General features: G+C 72.6%; 16 protein-coding genes. 12 read left to right on the top strand and 4 right to left on the bottom strand.

Annotation, left to right across the window (positions count from 1 at the left end; all coding sequences use genetic code 11):
* Positions 1 to 125: 125 nt before the first annotated feature.
* Positions 126 to 527 (top strand): hypothetical protein, encoded by a 402-nt coding sequence (locus tag FVE25_RS19005; protein ID WP_219825555.1) that lies wholly within the window; start codon positions 126 to 128, stop codon positions 525 to 527.
* Between the two features lie 40 nt (positions 528 to 567).
* Here FVE25_RS19005 and FVE25_RS19000 read toward each other — a convergent pair whose 3' ends face one another.
* On the bottom strand, positions 568 to 978 hold the full coding sequence (locus FVE25_RS19000; protein WP_157248283.1) for a DUF2690 domain-containing protein: 411 nt from the start codon (positions 976 to 978) through the stop codon (positions 568 to 570).
* A 74-nt stretch (positions 979 to 1,052) separates the two neighbouring features.
* A complete protein-coding gene (locus tag FVE25_RS18995; protein ID WP_157248282.1) occupies positions 1,053 to 1,868 on the bottom strand; it encodes an SDR family NAD(P)-dependent oxidoreductase in 816 nt (271 codons plus the stop codon).
* A 68-nt stretch (positions 1,869 to 1,936) separates the two neighbouring features.
* Between FVE25_RS18995 and FVE25_RS18990 the strand changes: the two genes are divergently transcribed.
* A complete protein-coding gene (locus tag FVE25_RS18990) occupies positions 1,937 to 2,323 on the top strand; it encodes a nuclear transport factor 2 family protein (protein ID WP_157248281.1) in 387 nt (128 codons plus the stop codon).
* Here the strand turns inward: FVE25_RS18990 and FVE25_RS18985 are convergent.
* Positions 2,320 to 3,195: a TIGR03619 family F420-dependent LLM class oxidoreductase gene (locus tag FVE25_RS18985; RefSeq protein WP_219825554.1), complete on the bottom strand. Its 876-nt coding sequence runs from the start codon at positions 3,193 to 3,195 to the stop codon at positions 2,320 to 2,322. The two genes, FVE25_RS18990 and FVE25_RS18985, sit on opposite strands and share 4 nt — an antisense overlap.
* A 144-nt stretch (positions 3,196 to 3,339) precedes the next feature.
* Between FVE25_RS18985 and FVE25_RS18980 the strand changes: the two genes are divergently transcribed.
* The 6 genes from FVE25_RS18980 to FVE25_RS18955 are packed head-to-tail and all read left to right on the top strand — an operon-like array spanning position 3,340 to position 9,882.
* On the top strand, positions 3,340 to 4,524 hold the full coding sequence (locus tag FVE25_RS18980; protein ID WP_219825553.1) for an ABC transporter substrate-binding protein: 1,185 nt from the start codon (positions 3,340 to 3,342) through the stop codon (positions 4,522 to 4,524).
* Positions 4,524 to 5,378: an ABC transporter permease subunit gene (locus FVE25_RS18975; RefSeq protein ID WP_157248278.1), complete on the top strand. Its 855-nt coding sequence runs from the start codon at positions 4,524 to 4,526 to the stop codon at positions 5,376 to 5,378. Before FVE25_RS18980 ends, FVE25_RS18975 begins: the two co-directional genes overlap by 1 nt.
* Positions 5,365 to 7,131, top strand: coding sequence for a branched-chain amino acid ABC transporter ATP-binding protein/permease (locus FVE25_RS18970; RefSeq protein WP_157248277.1), 1,767 nt, complete (start codon positions 5,365 to 5,367; stop codon positions 7,129 to 7,131). The genes FVE25_RS18975 and FVE25_RS18970 overlap by 14 nt, the downstream gene beginning before the upstream one ends.
* Positions 7,128 to 7,817 carry an ABC transporter ATP-binding protein gene (locus FVE25_RS18965; protein ID WP_157248276.1) on the top strand — a complete coding sequence of 230 codons (690 nt, stop codon included), beginning with the start codon at positions 7,128 to 7,130 and terminating at the stop codon, positions 7,815 to 7,817. The genes FVE25_RS18970 and FVE25_RS18965 overlap by 4 nt, the downstream gene beginning before the upstream one ends.
* On the top strand, positions 7,814 to 9,358 hold the full coding sequence (locus FVE25_RS18960) for an amidohydrolase (protein WP_157248275.1): 1,545 nt from the start codon (positions 7,814 to 7,816) through the stop codon (positions 9,356 to 9,358). The genes FVE25_RS18965 and FVE25_RS18960 overlap by 4 nt, the downstream gene beginning before the upstream one ends.
* A 26-nt stretch (positions 9,359 to 9,384) precedes the next feature.
* Positions 9,385 to 9,882, top strand: a complete 498-nt coding sequence (locus FVE25_RS18955) for a MarR family winged helix-turn-helix transcriptional regulator (protein WP_219825552.1) — start codon at positions 9,385 to 9,387, stop codon at positions 9,880 to 9,882.
* Between the two features lie 3 nt (positions 9,883 to 9,885).
* Here FVE25_RS18955 and FVE25_RS18950 read toward each other — a convergent pair whose 3' ends face one another.
* Positions 9,886 to 11,193, bottom strand: a complete 1,308-nt coding sequence (locus tag FVE25_RS18950; RefSeq protein ID WP_219825551.1) for a glutamine synthetase family protein — start codon at positions 11,191 to 11,193, stop codon at positions 9,886 to 9,888.
* A 98-nt stretch (positions 11,194 to 11,291) separates the two neighbouring features.
* Between FVE25_RS18950 and FVE25_RS18945 the strand changes: the two genes are divergently transcribed.
* From FVE25_RS18945 to FVE25_RS18930, 4 genes are read left to right on the top strand one after another with little or no spacing between them, the layout of a single operon-like run.
* Positions 11,292 to 12,098, top strand: a complete 807-nt coding sequence (locus FVE25_RS18945) for an acetoacetate decarboxylase family protein (protein ID WP_157248273.1) — start codon at positions 11,292 to 11,294, stop codon at positions 12,096 to 12,098.
* A complete protein-coding gene (locus FVE25_RS18940; RefSeq protein WP_157248272.1) occupies positions 12,095 to 13,519 on the top strand; it encodes an aldehyde dehydrogenase in 1,425 nt (474 codons plus the stop codon). Before FVE25_RS18945 ends, FVE25_RS18940 begins: the two co-directional genes overlap by 4 nt.
* Entirely contained in the window at positions 13,507 to 14,403 is an 897-nt protein-coding gene (locus FVE25_RS18935; protein WP_157248271.1) for a 3,4-dihydroxyphenylacetate 2,3-dioxygenase, read from the top strand. The genes FVE25_RS18940 and FVE25_RS18935 overlap by 13 nt, the downstream gene beginning before the upstream one ends.
* Positions 14,396 to 15,217, top strand: a complete 822-nt coding sequence (locus FVE25_RS18930) for a fumarylacetoacetate hydrolase family protein (RefSeq protein ID WP_157248270.1) — start codon at positions 14,396 to 14,398, stop codon at positions 15,215 to 15,217. Before FVE25_RS18935 ends, FVE25_RS18930 begins: the two co-directional genes overlap by 8 nt.
* Positions 15,218 to 15,220: the final 3 nt, after the last annotated feature.

The raw sequence follows: 15,220 nt of genomic DNA, 5'->3' as shown, positions 1-15,220 counted from the left end.
AAGTGGGTCCGTGGCCGCAGGGCCGCCCTCGGAGGCGGCCGGGGAGGGGCGACGTGGACAACCCGCACACTGGTTTTCGCCTGCCGCGAGGCGCCACGGGGTTCCGTCGCGCCAAGGATCCGGCGTTGCCGGAAACCGATCCCCGGGTGTGTCGGGCCGCCTGGTACGCGGCGGCGCGAGCGGCCGGCGGGCAGGTCGGGAGGTTCCTGAAGCGGGAGTATCCGCGAAACTTCCACACCGCCACGATCAGCGGCCGGGACGGCGAGCACGTCGCCCTGTTCCACTCCGGCCTTCCACTGGTCGCCTTCGTCGACGAGGAGCGCTACCGGTATGACAAGGAATTCCTGGACCCGCCCGCCTGGGCGGAGTCCATCGGCGACTTCGGGTTCGCCGTCTTGGACAGGTCGCTGCTACTGGCGCCGCTGACGGAGGCGCACACCGCCGAGTTGTCCGGCGCGGAGCCGAGGGAGATCAGGTATTGGCGGGCGGAGACGGTCGGCGCGACACTCTTCAACTCGTGGGACTGACGGACGGGGCCCGCCGCCGGCGCAGCGGGCCCCGTGCGGGTCAGAAGAGGGCCTGGCCGACCGTCGGCCTCGCACAGACGGAGCTGTTCTCGAAGCAGGCTTCGGCCGGCAGGGTGCCGTCCACCATCTTCGTCCACACCACATGGTGGATCATGTTCGCGAACAGGGGTGAGCCGTCGCTGTTCCTGACGTAGATCCTGCGGTTCAGCGGCGCGCCGATGACGGTGGCCCACTTCGCCTTGCACGACGGGCTGTAATAGCCCTGCAGCAGGCGGTCGCGGTACCACACCTCCGCGATCGGCCTGCCGTCCTTGTCGCAGCCGGTGGTGACAGGATCCTTGTTGACGCAGCCCGCCCCCGTGCACGGGGGCGCCGCCGCGGCGGCTGCCGGGCAGGGTACGGACAGCAGTGCCGCGGCGATGAGGCCGGTGACGATGTTCCTAACGCGCATGACTCCCCTTTGACGCGAGCCGATCACTCGGTGTTGTCAGTCAGGAGCATAGGGCAACAATGATCTTGAGCCGGTCAGGCGAAGGGGAGGGTGGGGAGGTCGACGGCGGTGGCGCCGCCGTCGGCGACCACGACCGCGCCGGTCATGATGGCGCTGTCCGCGCCGGCCAGGAAGAGGCAGATGGCGGCGATCTCCTCGGGAGTGGCGGGGCGGCGGAGGGGGACGTCCTTGGTGACCAGGCGGTAGGCGTCGTCCCGGGTGATGCCGTCGCGCCCGGCGAGGACGTCCATCTCGGCGTCGGCCATGGGGGTGACGACCCAGCCGGGGCACAGGCAGTTGGCGCGGACGCCCGCGGGGCCGTAGTCGCGGGCGATCGAGCGGGTGAGGCCGATGAGGGCATGCTTGGTGGTGACATATCCGGAAATGGCGGGGGCGGCGGCCAGGCCGGCGATCGAGGAGACGACGACAATGGCGCCCCTGGCCTCGATCAGCGAAGGCAGCGCTTCCCGGCAGGTCACGAAGCAGGTGTTGAGGTTGGCGTGCAGGGCCTCCTGCCAGGACGCGTCACCGGTGTCGGCGACGGCCTCCCCGCCGTGACCTCCCGCGTTGGCGACCAGGACGTCCAGCCGGCCGAAGCGGTCCAGGCAGGCCGCGACGGCCGCGCGGGCCTGCTGGGTGTCGGCCATGTCGGCGGCGAAGGTCGCCGGTGACCCGCCGTCCGCCGTACCGGCAGACTCCTTCTCCACCTCGCGGGCCACCTGTTCCAGAGGCGCCGGGCGACGGCCGGTGAGGAAGACCCGGGCGCCCTCGGCGGCGAAGCGGCGGGCCGTGGCGGCGCCGATGCCCGTGCCCGCGCCGGTGATGAGCGCGACCTTGCCGTGGAGCCTCATCGGCACTCCTTCTTTCCCCATCGAAACTATATGATTTCATAGACGACTTCATGGAGGAAGGTGCCGCCGTGAGCAAGAACCTCGACGTGGTCCGCGCCTCGTACGCGGCCTCCGGCTCCGGCGACGTCACGGGCATCGTGGCGCCGCTCGCCCCCGACGCGCAGTGGACGGAGATGGCCGGCTTCCCGTACGCGGGCACGTACACGGGACCGCAGGAGGTGCTCGACCACGTCTTCGCCCGCCTCGGCAGCGAGTGGGACGGCTACCAGGCCGACCCCGAGGAGTTCGTGGACGGCGGTGACGTCATCGTGGTCGTCGGCACCTACAGCGGCACCTACCGGGCGACGGGCCGGCACATGCGCGCACGCTTCACCCACGTGTGGCACCTGGAGGACGGCGTCGCCCGCCGTTTCGAACAGTTCACCGACACGGCCCTGGTCAGGGAGGCGCTCTAGCTCGACACCCGGCACATCACCTCGCGGCAGAACGCGCCGACCTTCGCGGGGTCGTCGGTGAACTGGGAAGGCTTGATGCAGAAGGTGGTGTAGCCCTCCGCCATGCGCTGAGGGATGTGCTCCAGCGCGGCCTCCAGCGGCGCAAACGTATGGTTGTCCGGAAATATCGCGCGAGTTCCGCCGACGAGTTCTATTTCGGAGATCGAGCGGCCCTGCGCCGCCAGCCCGGACGCCAGCTTCCGGAGATCCTCCTCGGGGGGATACCCGAGCGGATTGAAGCCGCTCCCCCACCGCGCCAGCCGCCGCAGCAGGTGCGCACTCATGCCCGCCCCGCCGAACCACAGCACGGGCCCGCCCGGCCGGTGCGCCTTCGGCTCGAAGTACACGTCCTTGAACGAGTAGAACTCGCCGTCGTAGGAGACCGGCGACGGCCCCCACAGCAGGGACCAGATCTCCAGGTGCTCGTCGAGCAGCCGCCCGCGCTTGGCGAAGGGCACCCCGAGGGCGGCGTACTCGTCCCTGCTCCAGGAGACCGTGGGCAGCACGATCAGCCGCCCTTCGGACAGCAGGTCCAGGGTCCCGAGTTCCCTGGCGAGCACGAGCGGATGCCGCAGGGGCGCCAGCACCCCCGCGGCCGCCAGCCGCAGCCGGGTGGTGACCGCGGCGATGGCGGCGAGCAGCGTGAGCGAGTGCGGCCAGGGCGTGAACGGATCCTGGTTGCCGGGCAGGGCGTACTCGCGGGGGTTGGCCATCCGCCCGTCGGCGCCCGCGTCGGGGCCGAGCACGACGTGCTCACTGATCATCACGGAGTCGAAGCCCGCGTCCTCCGCCTCGCGTGCCCAGCGCACCAGCACGGGGAGGTCTTGGGTCATCGTCCAGTTCTCGGACAGAACGAGTTGCATACGTGGAGTAGGCACAACAAATTCGTATCCAAACGACGAATGTATGTACAGCCCTTGCCGAGGATCGTTTGGGACCATACGATCCCGTCCACGATCGCACGAGAGGCTCGCGCCATGATCGCTTCCAGGGCATCAGCCGTCCTACTCCTCGCCACGGCGGTCACCGCCTGCGGGCTCTCCGACGAGCCCACCGGCCAGAGCGGCGGCGACGGCACGATCAAGGTGGGCAGCGTCAGCTCGCTGAGCGGCCCCGTCACGTTCCCCGATTCGTCCTCCGCCGCCAAGGCCGTCTTCGACCGGGTCAACAAGCAGGGAGGCATCAACGGACGCACGATCGAGTTCATCAGGGCCGACGACAAGGGCGACCCGGCCGCCGCCGCGCAGGCCGCGAGGGACGTGGTCACCAACCAGGCGGTGGTCGCGCTCGTCGGCTCGGCCAGCCTGCTCGACTGCGCCGTGAACGCCCCCTTCTACCAGCAGACGGGCATCGTCGCGATCCAGGGCACGGGCGTGGACCCGACCTGCTTCGAGTCCCCGGCGATCTCGCCGGTCAACACCGGCCCGTACCTGAACACCGCGATCAACCTCTACTACGCCTCCGAGGTGCTCAAGCACGCCAAGGTCTGCTCGTTCCTGGCGATTCTCGGCAACACCAACGACGCGTACGGCGGAGCCATCCAGAGCTGGACGAAGCTGACCGGCAAGCAGCTCGTCGTCGACGACCGGACCGTCAAGCCCGACTCCGACCCGACGCCGTTCGTGCTGCGCGCCAGGAAGGAGGGCTGCCAGGCGGTCCTCTACAACGGCACGGAGCCGATGGCGATCGCCTGGATGAAGGTGGTCAAGCAGCAGGACGTCACCGGCATCGACTGGCTGATGACCACCGCCCCCTACACCGAGGCGGTGGCCAAGGCGCTGGGTTCCGACGGCGACGGCGCCTACGCCAACGCCGAGTTCGAGCCGTTCACCGACGCGGACTCCCCCGCGCTGAAGGACTGGCGTGAGCTGATGACCTCGGCCGACGTCCCGCTCACCAGCTTCGGCCAGGGCGGCTACCTGGCGGCCACGTACTTCGTGGACACCCTCAAGTCCATCCAGGGCCCCATCACCCGGGAATCGGTCGCCAAAGCCTTCAAGTCCCTCAAGCCCATCCAGACGGGCATGACCGGCACGCCGTACGAGTTCGGGGCGGCGGCCAGACACCTGTCGAACCGGGCGGGCAAGATCGTCCAGCTCCGCGGCGGCACGTGGCACGTGGTCACGCCCGACTGGGTGCGCTACCCGGGGACGCTCGGCTGATGCAGGGGCTGGTCTCGGGGCTGGCCGCGGGCGGCACGTTCGCCGCGCTCGGGCTGCTGCTGACCGCGATGTTCCGGCTGACCGCCACGGTGAACCTGGCCGTGGCGGCGACCGGGGTCGCGGGGGTGTACGTCATGGCCTGGACAACACAGAACGGCCTGCCGTACCACATATCGGCCTTTATTGGGATTGCGGCGGCGGCGCTCGTGTCGGTGATCTGCGGATCCATCGTGACCAGGTGGTTCGCCGACAGCGGGCCGCAGCAGCGCACGGCCGTGTCGATCGCGCAGCTCATCGGGATCATCGCGCTCGCCTACATCGCCTTCGGCGACCACCCGCGCGTGCTGCCGAACCCGGCGCCGCAGCGCGTCGCGACGCTGGCCGGGGTCGTGGTGACGCTCGGCGCGGCCGTGCTCATCGCGCTGGCCGTGCTCATCGGCGCGGGCACGCACCTGCTGCTCACCAGGACGCGGCTCGGGCTCCGCCTGCGCGCGATGGCCGAGCGGCCCGTCACGACCGAGCTGCTCGGCATCGGCACCAAGGCCATGACGGTGACCGTGTGGGGTCTGGCGGGCGCGCTGTCGGGCCTGGTGCTCCTGCTGGTCGCGCCGGTGCGCTCGAGCGACATCCTCTCGCTGAGCATGCTGATCGTGCCGGCCTGCGCGGCGGCGCTGGTCGGCGGGCTGCGCCGGTTGTCGGGCGCGCTGCTGGGCGGGCTGGGCCTGGGGCTGCTCGAAGGGCTGCTCTCGTCATATGCCGCGTTTCAGCAGTTCCGGGATGTGGTGCCGTTCGCGGCGATCCTCCTGATCCTGCTGTGGAGCCAGCGCGGGGAGGTGTGGGATGCGGCTCGCTGACCCCCTCCGCGTGGCCGTCGGGTGCGCGGCGCTCGCCCTTCTGGCGTACGGCCTGGCGGCGCTGCTGCCGGCGTACTGGGTGTTCCTGGCCATGTCGGCGGTGATCTCCGGAGTCCTGCTGCAGAGCCTGGGCGTGGTGGCCGGGCAGGCCGGGATGGTGTCGCTGTGCCAGATGGCCTTCGCCGCGATCGGCGCGTGGACGACCGCCCAGCTCAACGTCTGGGGCGTGCCCGGCGGGCTGTGGGTGTGGACGCCGCTGGCCGGGCTGGCCGCGGTGCCCCTGGGGTTGCTGATCGGGCTGCCGGCGCTGCGGCTGCGCGGGGTGCACCTGGCGATCGTCACGCTCGGATTCGCGGCCACGGTCGACGTGGTGCTGGCGGCGACCTCGTTCCCCGGCGTCAACCAGGGCCTGGCGGTGGGCCGCCCGGCCGGGCTGGCCGCCGACCGGCAGTACTTCCTGTTCTGCGTAGGCGTGTTCGCCCTGGTCGCGGTGCTGCTCGGGCTGGTACGGCGGAGCCGTCCGGGCGCCGCGTGGCGCGCGCTGCGCGAGTCGGAGCGGGCCACGGCCGCCGCGGGCACCGGCGTGCCCGGGGCCAAACTGAGCGCGTTCGCCGTGAGCGCGTTCATCGCGGGCCTGTCCGGCGCGCTGCTGGCCGGGCAGCTCGCCATGGTCGTCTCCCGCAACTTCGACCCGGGCCAGTCGCTGGTCGCCTACGCGGTCGCGGTCTTCGCCGGGGCCCAGTACGCCGAGGGCGCGCTCATCGGGGGCGCCCTCGGCGTGGCGGTCGCCGAGGTGCTGCGCCGCCTCGGCATTCCCCAGCAATGGGCCAACGTCGTCTTCGCGGCCGGCGCCATCCAGGCCCTCACCCAGGGCTCGGGCATCAGCGAAGCCCTGCGCGCCGCCCTCCGCCGCGCACCGGGCTCCGGTGTGGGCGCGGCCCTGCGTGCTGTCCTGGGCCGCGTGCGCGGTTCCCGCCCGAGCCCGGCCCCCCACCCCTCCCCGCGTACGGCGGGCACCCCCGCCCCCGCACACCCGGCACAACCAGGCCCGGAGGCGCTGAAGGTGCGCGGGGCCTGTGTGCGCTACGGGCAGGTGGTGGCCGTGGACGGCGTGGACCTGAGCGTGCCGGCGGGTGCCGTCGCCGGGCTGGTGGGGCCCAACGGGGCGGGCAAGTCCTCGCTGGTGGACGCGATCACCGGGTTCACCGCCGCGCGGGGAAGCGTGGCGGTCGACGGCGAGCCGGTCGACCGCCTGCCGGCGCACCGCCGGGCGCGGGCGGGGCTGCGGCGCACGTTCCAGCAGGACAGGGTGCCCGCCGGGCTGAGCGTCCGTGAGTACCTGCGCTTCGTGGCCCGGCGGCCGTTGACCGACGCCGACCTCGGCGAGGTGCTCGACGGATTGGCCGCGGCGGGTCCCGGCGACCGGATCGCCGAGCTGGACGTGGGCACCAGACGGCTGCTCGAGGTGGCGGGGGCGGTGCTGGCCCGGCCGGCGGTGGCCGTGCTCGACGAACCGGCCGCCGGGCTCGGGCACGCCGAGACCGAGCGTCTCGGGGCGTGGCTGCGGAGCGTGCCGCGGCGGCTCGGGGTCGCCGTGCTGCTCATCGAGCACGACCTGGACCTGGTCAGGGCGGCGTGCGAGCGGGTGACCGTACTGGACTTCGGGCGGGTGATCGCGGAGGGGCCGCCCGCGGAGGTGTTCGCCGACCCGCGGGTCCTGCGCGCCTACCTCGGCGAGGAGGTGGCGGCGTGAACCTGGTGCTCGACGGGGTGAGCGTGGCGCGCGGCGGGCAGCCGGTCGTGCGCGACGTGACGCTGACCGCGGCGGCCGGGCAGGTGACCGTGCTGCTGGGGCCGAACGGCGCGGGCAAGACCACGCTCCTGGAGGCGGTCTCCGGCGTGGTGCCCGTGCGGGCGGGCCGGATCACGCTCGGCGGCGACGACCTCACCGCCTGGCCGCGCACCCGGCGCGCGCGCCGCGGCCTGGCCCACGTCGAGCAGGGCCGTACGGTCTTCGCCGCCCTCACCACCCGCGAGAACCTCGAACTCGTGGCCGTGGACGCCGTCGGCCGGGCCCTGGCGGTGTTTCCCGAGCTGGAGGCCCGGCTCGGCGTGCGGGCCGGGCAGTTGTCCGGCGGCGAGCAGCAGATGCTGGTCCTGGCCAGGGCGCTGGTCGCGAGCCCGGCTGCGCTGCTGCTCGACGAGATGTCCCTGGGCCTGGCGCCGGGCGTGGTGCGGCGCCTGCTGCCCGTGATCAGGACGCTGGCCGGCGACGGCATGGCGGTCCTGCTGGTCGAGCAGTTCGCGCACGCCGCGCTCGCGCTGGCCGACGCCGCGTACGTGCTCGCGCGCGGCGCCATCACCTACGGCGGCGCCCCCGGCCCGCTGCGTGCCTCCGACGACGCCCTCCGCCGCGCCTACCTGGGAGACGGGCCATGACACTCGCCCTGGTCAACGGGCGGATCCTCACCCTGGATCCGGCCCGTCCGCACGCCACGTCCGTGCTGGTCGCGGACGGCACGATCGCCGCGCTGGACGCGGCGCCACCGCGCGGCGCGGAGGTGGTGGACCTGCGCGGGCGCCTGGTCCTGCCCGGCGTCAACGACTCCCATCTGCACGCCTGCGCCTATGGCCTGAACCGCCCGCCGTACTGCCTGGACGTCGCGCGCGACTCGATCGCCGCGATCACGGCGCAGGTCCGCGAGGCCGTACGGCGGGCCGTCCCGGGAGCGTGGATCCGGGGAATCGGCTGGAATCCCGGCTCCCTGGCCGAGGCCAGGATGCCGACGAGGGAGGACCTCGACGCCGTGGCACCCGACAATCCCGTCCTTTTACAGGATTTTTCGGGGCATGCGACGTGGGTGAACACCAGGGTCATGGACGCGGCCGGCGCCAAGGGGGACGGCGTGTTCCACCACGGCGACCAGGGCCTGGTCCAGCGCCTGATTCCGGCACCCGAGGGCGGCCTGCCGGGAGTCCTGCGCGAGACGGTGACCGGCCTGAACCGCCTGGGCATCACCAGCTTCACCGAGCCGGGCCTGGGCCCCGGCGGCGCCGAGTCGTTCGGCGGCGGCATGGGCCCCGGTGTGCTGGCCGCCTACGCGGACCTGGCCGGGGACGGCACGCTGACCGCGCGGGTGAGCGTGCTCGGCCTGCCGAGCCCGATGTCGGGGGCGTCCGTCGCCGACACCCTGGCCTGGCTGGCCGCGCCGCCCGGGCTGGGCGACGTGGACCCGAGGGTGCTGCGGCTGACCGGGGTGAAGGTGTTCGCCGACGGCATCCCGCCCTCCGAGACGGCCTGGATGCGCGAGCCGTACCCGGGCGGCGGGCACGGCGCGCTGTGCGTCCGGGGCGGCAGCGACGGCGAGCGGGTCGCCGAGCTGGCCGAGATCCTGCGCCTGGTGCACGTGGCGGGCTGGCAGGCGGGCGTGCACGTGGTCGGCAGCCGGGGCATCGACGCCGTGACCGAGGCGCTGGCGGCCATCGCCCGCGACCATCCCCGGCCGGACGCCAGGCACTACGTGATCCACGGCCAGTACGCCTCGGGGCAGGCGCTGGCCACGCTGGGCGGGCTGGGGTACGGCATCAACCTGCAGCCGGTGCTGCAGCGCCTGGAGTCGGGCACCACCCGCGCCCTGTTCGGCGACGAGGCGGCCGAGCGCGAGTGGCCGGCTCGCTCCGCGCTGGCCGCGGGGGTGCACACGGCCTGCAGCTCCGACGCCCCGGTCACCAGCCCCGACTGGCGTCCGGGGGTGGCCGCGCTGCTCGCGCGCGCCGGCGAGGGCGTCACGCTGGAGGAGGCGCTGCGCTCCTACACCACGGCGGGGGCCTGGCAGGACTTCGCCGAGACGTGGAAGGGAACGATCACTCCGGGCAAGGTCGCCGACCTGTTCGTCAGCGCGGCCACGGCGCCCGAGGAGCTCACCGACGCCCCTGTCGAGCTGACCGTGTTCGCCGGCCGCATGGTCCATGCTTCGTGAACCGTTCGCTCCCATACGATGTGTCGGTGACCGGACACCACACGCTCCACCAGACCGAGGAGGCCATCGGCCGGCGGCTCGGGGGGATGAACATCGACTTCGAGGCCATGTGGGCGGTCTCGCACATCTACCGGGCCTCCTCCGCGATCCGCAATCATTTCGAGCGGACGGTGCTGCGCGACACCGGGCTGACCTGGACCGGGTTCGTGGTGATGTGGGTGGTGTGGATCTGGGGCGAGAGCGAGACCAAGCACGTGGCCGCCGAGGCGGGCATCTCCAAGGGCACGCTGACCGGCGTGGTGAAGACGCTGGAGTCCTACCGCCACCTGCGCCGCGCCCCGCACCCGACGGACGGGCGGCGGGTCATGCTGTCGCTCACCGCGACCGGCGAGCGGCTGATGCGGGACGTGTTCCCCGACTTCAACCGGCAGGAGGCGTTCGTGGTCAAGGAGCTCGACGGCGAGCAGCGCCGCGAGCTGGCCACCTCGCTGCGCCGCATCCTCGAGCACCTGGAGAACAGCTGAGGGTCACAGATGGTAGGCGTACTCCCGGAACTCCCAATCGGTGACGTACCGGGAAAACCTCTGCACCTCATCCCGCTTGTAGGCCAGGAACGCCGCCGTGAACTCCTTGCCCAGCACTTCGCTGAGCTCGGTGTCGGCCGCGAAGGCGTCCAGCGCGGCGGGCAGGGACATCGGCAGCACCGGGGCCCTGGCCGGGTCGTAGCCGTAGCCGTCGAGGGGCTCCGGCGGCTCGGTCTTGTCCCTGATGCCCAGGTAGACGGCGGCCAGCAGGCCGGCGATGCCGAGATAGGGGTTGGCCGAGGCGTCGCCGAGCCGTACCTCGAGCCGGGTGGCCTCCCCGCGCTCGGGCGGGATGCGCAACATGGCGCTGCGGTTGTCCAGGCCCCAGTCGTTCAGCCAGGGGGCCAGGCTGTCGGGGCCGAAGCGCTTGTAGGAGTTGATCGTCGGGTTGAGCAGCGCCGCCAGCGCGGGCGCGTGCGCGATCACCCCGCCGATGGCGTGCATCGCCTGCTCCGACAGCTGGTACGGCGCGGCCGCGTCGGCGAAGGCGTTGACCCCGTCGGGGCCGAGGCACGACAGGTGGACGTGGAAGCCCGAGCCGCCCTCGTCGTTGAACGGCCTGGCCATGAACGTGGCGTTCAGCCCGTCGGCCCTGGCCAGCTCCTTGACGGCGCTCTTCAGCCGGAACGCGCGGTCGGCGGCGTCGAGCGGCTCGCCGTGCAGCAGGTTGATCTCGAACTGGCCGGGGCTGAACTCGTGGTTGCCCATGGTGACGCCGAGCCAGGTCAGCGAGCGCATGGCGCGCAGCAGGTGCCCGGACTTGTCGCCCTTGTTGCCGACGATGTAGGCGTTGCCCGGCCCGCCGTCGTAGCGGGTGCCGTCGGGTTCCAGCAGGAAGTACTCCAGCTCGGGCCCGACCACCGCGGCCAGCCCGAGCTCGGCCAGCCGGGCGATGGCGGCCTTGAGCACGGCCCTGGGCTCCTCCAGGAAGGGCGGTCCGCCGGGCAGGTAGGCGTCGCCCAGGCAGTGCGCGACGCCCGGCGCCCACGGGAGCTCCTTCACCGTGGCCAGGTCGGGCTTGATGACGATGTCGGGCAGCCCGCGGTCGAGGCCGCCGGGCACCGGGACCACGTCCGCCTGGGGTGAGGTGTAGTAGGCCGCCTGGCAGAACGACAGTCCGTGCTCGACCACCCTGGGCAGGGAGTCGAGCAGCACGTCCTTGCCGCGCTCGACGCCGATGAGGTCGGGGTAGCAGATCCTCACCACGTCCACGCCCGCCTGCCGCAGGCGCTCGACGGTGTCCGCACTCACCGGCGTCTCCTCTCGTTTGGCCACAAACATTACGCAGGCGTGTAGCCACGGACAACCCCTAGCTCATATCGTAAGGATCCAAACGAAATGGAGGGGTTGTGCACGGTTTCTTCACCCCGAAGTCGGCGACGGGCCGCGCGTCGCTGATCCCCCCGCCGCCGTGGCACTACTCGGGCGACCTGCTCACCGTCGAGTACAGGACCGACCCCGCGCGGGTCGCCGAACTGCTGCCACCGCCCCTCGGCCCGGCCCCCGACGACCCCGGCGCGGTCGCGATCATCTGGGCCGACTGGCAGTCGTGCTCGGACTCCCGCGAGGAACTCCTGGACCCGGTGCGGGCGCAGTACAAGGAGTGCTTCGTCGTGGTCCGCTGCTCCTACCGGGACCGGGTGTACTCCCGGTGCGTCTACATCTGGGTGGACAAGGACTTCGCACTGGTACGCGGCCTGCACCAGGGCTACCCGAAGAAGCTCGGCTCCATCCACCAGACCCGGCCGCACCCCTACGGCCCCGCGGCGCCGCGCCTGGCACCGGGCGGGGCGCTCGGCGCCACCCTGGCCGCGGCCGACCGGCGCCTGGCCCAGGCAGTGGTACGGCTGAGCGGCCCGAGCCCGCACAACGGGTTCGTCAACGCCCACCCGATGGCCCACCACCGCTGGCTCCCGTCGATCGCCCCCGGCGGAGGGCTGGCACTCGACGAGCTCATCTCCAGCGGCGCCGAGTCCGCGGAGGGCGGGCAGTCCTGGGCGGGTGAAGCCACCCTCGAGCTGTTCGAGGCGCCCACGGAGGAACTCGCCGCTCTGTCCGTCCACGAGGTCATCGGCGGCTACTACCGGCAGGTCGGCGTGACGTGGAACGGCGGCGCCCTCCTCGAGTCGGGCACCAGCGCAGCGGAGGGGTCATGAACGTCGACCACTGGATAGGCGGCGAGCGCGTGCCCTCCGCCGGACGCTTCGAGGACCGCTCCCCCATCGACGGAACCCTCCTCGCCCACGTGGCCAGGGGCGGCCAGGACGAGGCCGCGGCGGCGGTAAGGGCGGCGACCGGCGCGTTCCCCGCCTGGGCGCGCACCTCCCGCGAGGAACGCGCCCGGCTGCTGCACGCCGTCGCCGACGGGGTCGAGCGCCGCGCCGACGAGTTGGCCATGCTGGAGACCACCGACAACGGCGCGCTCCTGCGCTCGCACCGCCGCAGCGTCATGCCGAGGGTGGCGCACAACTTCCGCTTCTTCGCCGACTGGCTGCTCGGGCTGGGCCACGCCGCGTTCGACACCCGCGGGCACGCCAACCACGTCAGCTGGGATCCCGCCGGCGTCGCCGTACTGATCACCCCGTGGAACGCGCCGCTCATGCTGGCCACGTGGAAGATCGCGCCGGCGCTGGCGGCCGGGAACACGGTCGTCCTCAAGCCCGCCGAGTGGAGCCCGCTGACCGCCTCCCTGCTGGCGGACATCACGGCCGAGGCGGGCCTGCCGGACGGGGTCTTCAACGTGGTGCAGGGCCACGGCACCGAGATCGGCCCGCCGCTGACCGGCCATCCCGGGGTGCGCAGGATCAGCTTCACCGGCTCGGTCGCCACGGCCAGGGCCATCGCCGCCGCGGCCGCGCCCAACCTCACGCCGCTGTCGCTCGAACTGGGCGGCAAGTCACCGCTGCTGGTGTTCGCCGACGCCGACCTGGACCTGGCCGCCGGCCTGGCCGCCGAGCAGTACGACAACGCCGGGCAGGTGTGCCTGGCCGCCGTCCGGCTCCTGGTCGAGGAGTCCGTGTCGGCCGCCTTCCTGGAGCGCTTCCTGGCCAGGACCGCCACTCTGCGCCAGGGCGACCCCCGCGACGCGGAGACCGACATCGGCCCGCAGATCCACCCCCGCCAGTTCGGCAAGATCGACGGCTTCGTACGGCGGGCCGTCGCGGCGGGCGCCACTCCCGTGCTCGGCGGCGGCCCCAACCCTGACCTCGGCGGCCTCTACTACCAGCCGACACTGCTGACCGGCGCCAAGCCCGGCAGCGAGATCCTCACCGAGGAGGTCTTCGGTCCCGTGCTGACCCTGCAGACGTTCGCCGACGAGGAGGAGGCGGTCGCGATGGCCAACTCCACCCACTACGGCCTGGCCGCGACCGTCGTCACCGGCTCCCCTTCACGAGCCCGGCGCGTCTCCGCCCGCCTGGTGGCGGGGACGGTCTGGGTGAACTGCTTCTTCGTCCGCGACCTGCGCGCCCCCTTCGGCGGCGCCCGCCGGTCGGGGGTCGGGCGCGAGGGCGGCAACTGGAGCTTCGACTTCTACTGCGACGTCAAGAACACGGTGAGCGCGCCATGGGAGAAGTGACGGGGGCGGGCCTGCTGGCCCACGTGCCCACCATCGTGCTGCCGGAGGCCACCCGGCGGCAGCTGAACGAGGGCCGCGAGATCAGCCTGGTCACCGGGCTGCGCCGGCTGCGGGCCGAGGTGTTCGACGCCGGGTCCTACGACGCGGTCGTCGTGCTGGACTCGCACTGGGCCACGACCGTGGAGTTCGTGGTGGCCGCGCAGGCGCGCCGGGCCGGGCTGTTCACCTCCGACGAACTGCCGCGGGGGATGTGCCGCATGCCGTACGACTTCCCCGGCGACCCGGAGCTGGCGCGGATGATCGCGGCGCGGGCGGGACGGCACGGGACGTGGATCACCGCGATCGACGATCCGGGCCTGCCGATCCACTACGCGACGGTCAACCTGTGGACCTACCTGGGCGTGCCCGAGCGGCCGTGGGTGTCGATCGGGGTGTGCCAGACGGGCGACGCGGAGGACCATCTGCGGCTGGGGCGGGCGCTCGGGGAGGCGATCCACGCCAGCGACCGGCGGGTGCTGCTGATCGCCTCGGGGGCGCTGTCGCACACGTTCTGGCCGCTGCGGGAGCTGCGCGCGCACGAGTCCTCCGACCCTGTGCACGTCCGTACGCCGGAGGCCCGCGCGGCCGACCTGGAGCGGGTCGCCTGGCTGGAGGCCGGGGACCATGCCCGTGTGCTGGCCACCATGCCACAGTTCCTGAAATATCGCCCGGAGGCGGGCTTCGGGCACTATCTCATGATGTTGGGGGCGCTGGGCGAAGAGTCGTGCACGGCGCCCGGGCGGCTGTTCGGGTCCTACGAGAACTCAATCGGGACGGGCCAGGCCCACCTGTGGTTCGACCGCCCGGACGGCGGCTTTCCCACGCCGAAGGAGACCCATGCCTGAGTACCGCAGGATCCTGCTCGACGGCGCCGTCACCCGGGTCCGCCGCGACGGCTCCGCACTGGTGAGCCCCGACGGCCGGACCACGGGCCTGGACGCGATCCACCTGCCGCCCTGCGAACCCACCAAGATCATCGCCGTGCACCTGAACCACCGCAGCCGGGTGGCGGAGTTCCAGGCCCGGCTGCCCGCCGCGCCCACCTACTTCCACAAGCCCACCTCCGCGCTGAACGCCCACGGCGGGGCGGTCGTCCGGCCCGCGGGCTGCCGGTACCTCAACTACGAGGGCGAGGTCGCGATCGTCATCGGCCGCACGGCCCGCGGCATCACCCCCGCGCAGGCAGGCGCGTACATCGCCGGCTACACGATCGCCAACGACTTCGGCCTGCACGACTTCCGCGACACCGACGCCGGGTCGATGCTGCGGGTCAAGGGCTCCGACACCCTGTGCCCCCTGGGCCCCGGCCTCGTCGACGACTGGGACTTCCGCGGCAAACGCATCAGGACCCACGTCAACGGCGCCGTCGCCCAGGACGGCTCGACGGACGAGATGACCTGGGACATGCACTACCTGGTCGCCGACATCGCCCGCACCATCACCCTCAACCCGGGCGACGTCCTGCTGTCCGGCACCCCCGCCCACTCCCGCCCCGTCGAGCCGGGCGACGTGGTCGAGGTCGAGGTCGAGGGCCTCGGCACCCTCACCAGCCACGTCGTCGAAGGCCCCGTCCCCGTCCCGGCGGAGTACGGCGCCCAGCCCACCGCCTCGGACGAGGTCGTCTCCACCGCCCTGGGTGGCGACTGGGAACACCGCTGACGG

This window comes from Nonomuraea typhae, from assembly GCF_009760925.1.
In the GTDB taxonomy this organism is placed as follows: domain Bacteria; phylum Actinomycetota; class Actinomycetes; order Streptosporangiales; family Streptosporangiaceae; genus Nonomuraea; species Nonomuraea typhae.
Note: the sequence above shows the minus strand (reverse complement) of the source record. Positions and strands in the feature narration are given on the sequence as shown.

Bases quoted from the DNA above. Each gene is read 5' to 3' on its own strand.
- FVE25_RS19000 (WP_157248283.1), bottom strand. From the start codon at position 978: ATGCGCGTTAGGAACATCGTCACCGGCCTCATCGCCGCGGCACTGCTG.
- FVE25_RS18995 (WP_157248282.1), bottom strand. From the start codon at position 1,868: ATGAGGCTCCACGGCAAGGTCGCGCTCATCACCGGCGCGGGCACGGGC.
- FVE25_RS18985 (WP_219825554.1), bottom strand. From the start codon at position 3,195: ATGACCCAAGACCTCCCCGTGCTGGTGCGCTGGGCACGCGAGGCGGAG.
- FVE25_RS18980 (WP_219825553.1), top strand. From the start codon at position 3,340: ATGATCGCTTCCAGGGCATCAGCCGTCCTACTCCTCGCCACGGCGGTC.
- FVE25_RS18975 (WP_157248278.1), top strand. From the start codon at position 4,524: ATGCAGGGGCTGGTCTCGGGGCTGGCCGCGGGCGGCACGTTCGCCGCG.
- FVE25_RS18970 (WP_157248277.1), top strand. From the start codon at position 5,365: ATGCGGCTCGCTGACCCCCTCCGCGTGGCCGTCGGGTGCGCGGCGCTC.
- FVE25_RS18960 (WP_157248275.1), top strand. From the start codon at position 7,814: ATGACACTCGCCCTGGTCAACGGGCGGATCCTCACCCTGGATCCGGCC.
- FVE25_RS18940 (WP_157248272.1), top strand. From the start codon at position 12,095: ATGAACGTCGACCACTGGATAGGCGGCGAGCGCGTGCCCTCCGCCGGA.
- FVE25_RS18935 (WP_157248271.1), top strand. From the start codon at position 13,507: ATGGGAGAAGTGACGGGGGCGGGCCTGCTGGCCCACGTGCCCACCATC.
- FVE25_RS18930 (WP_157248270.1), top strand. From the start codon at position 14,396: ATGCCTGAGTACCGCAGGATCCTGCTCGACGGCGCCGTCACCCGGGTC.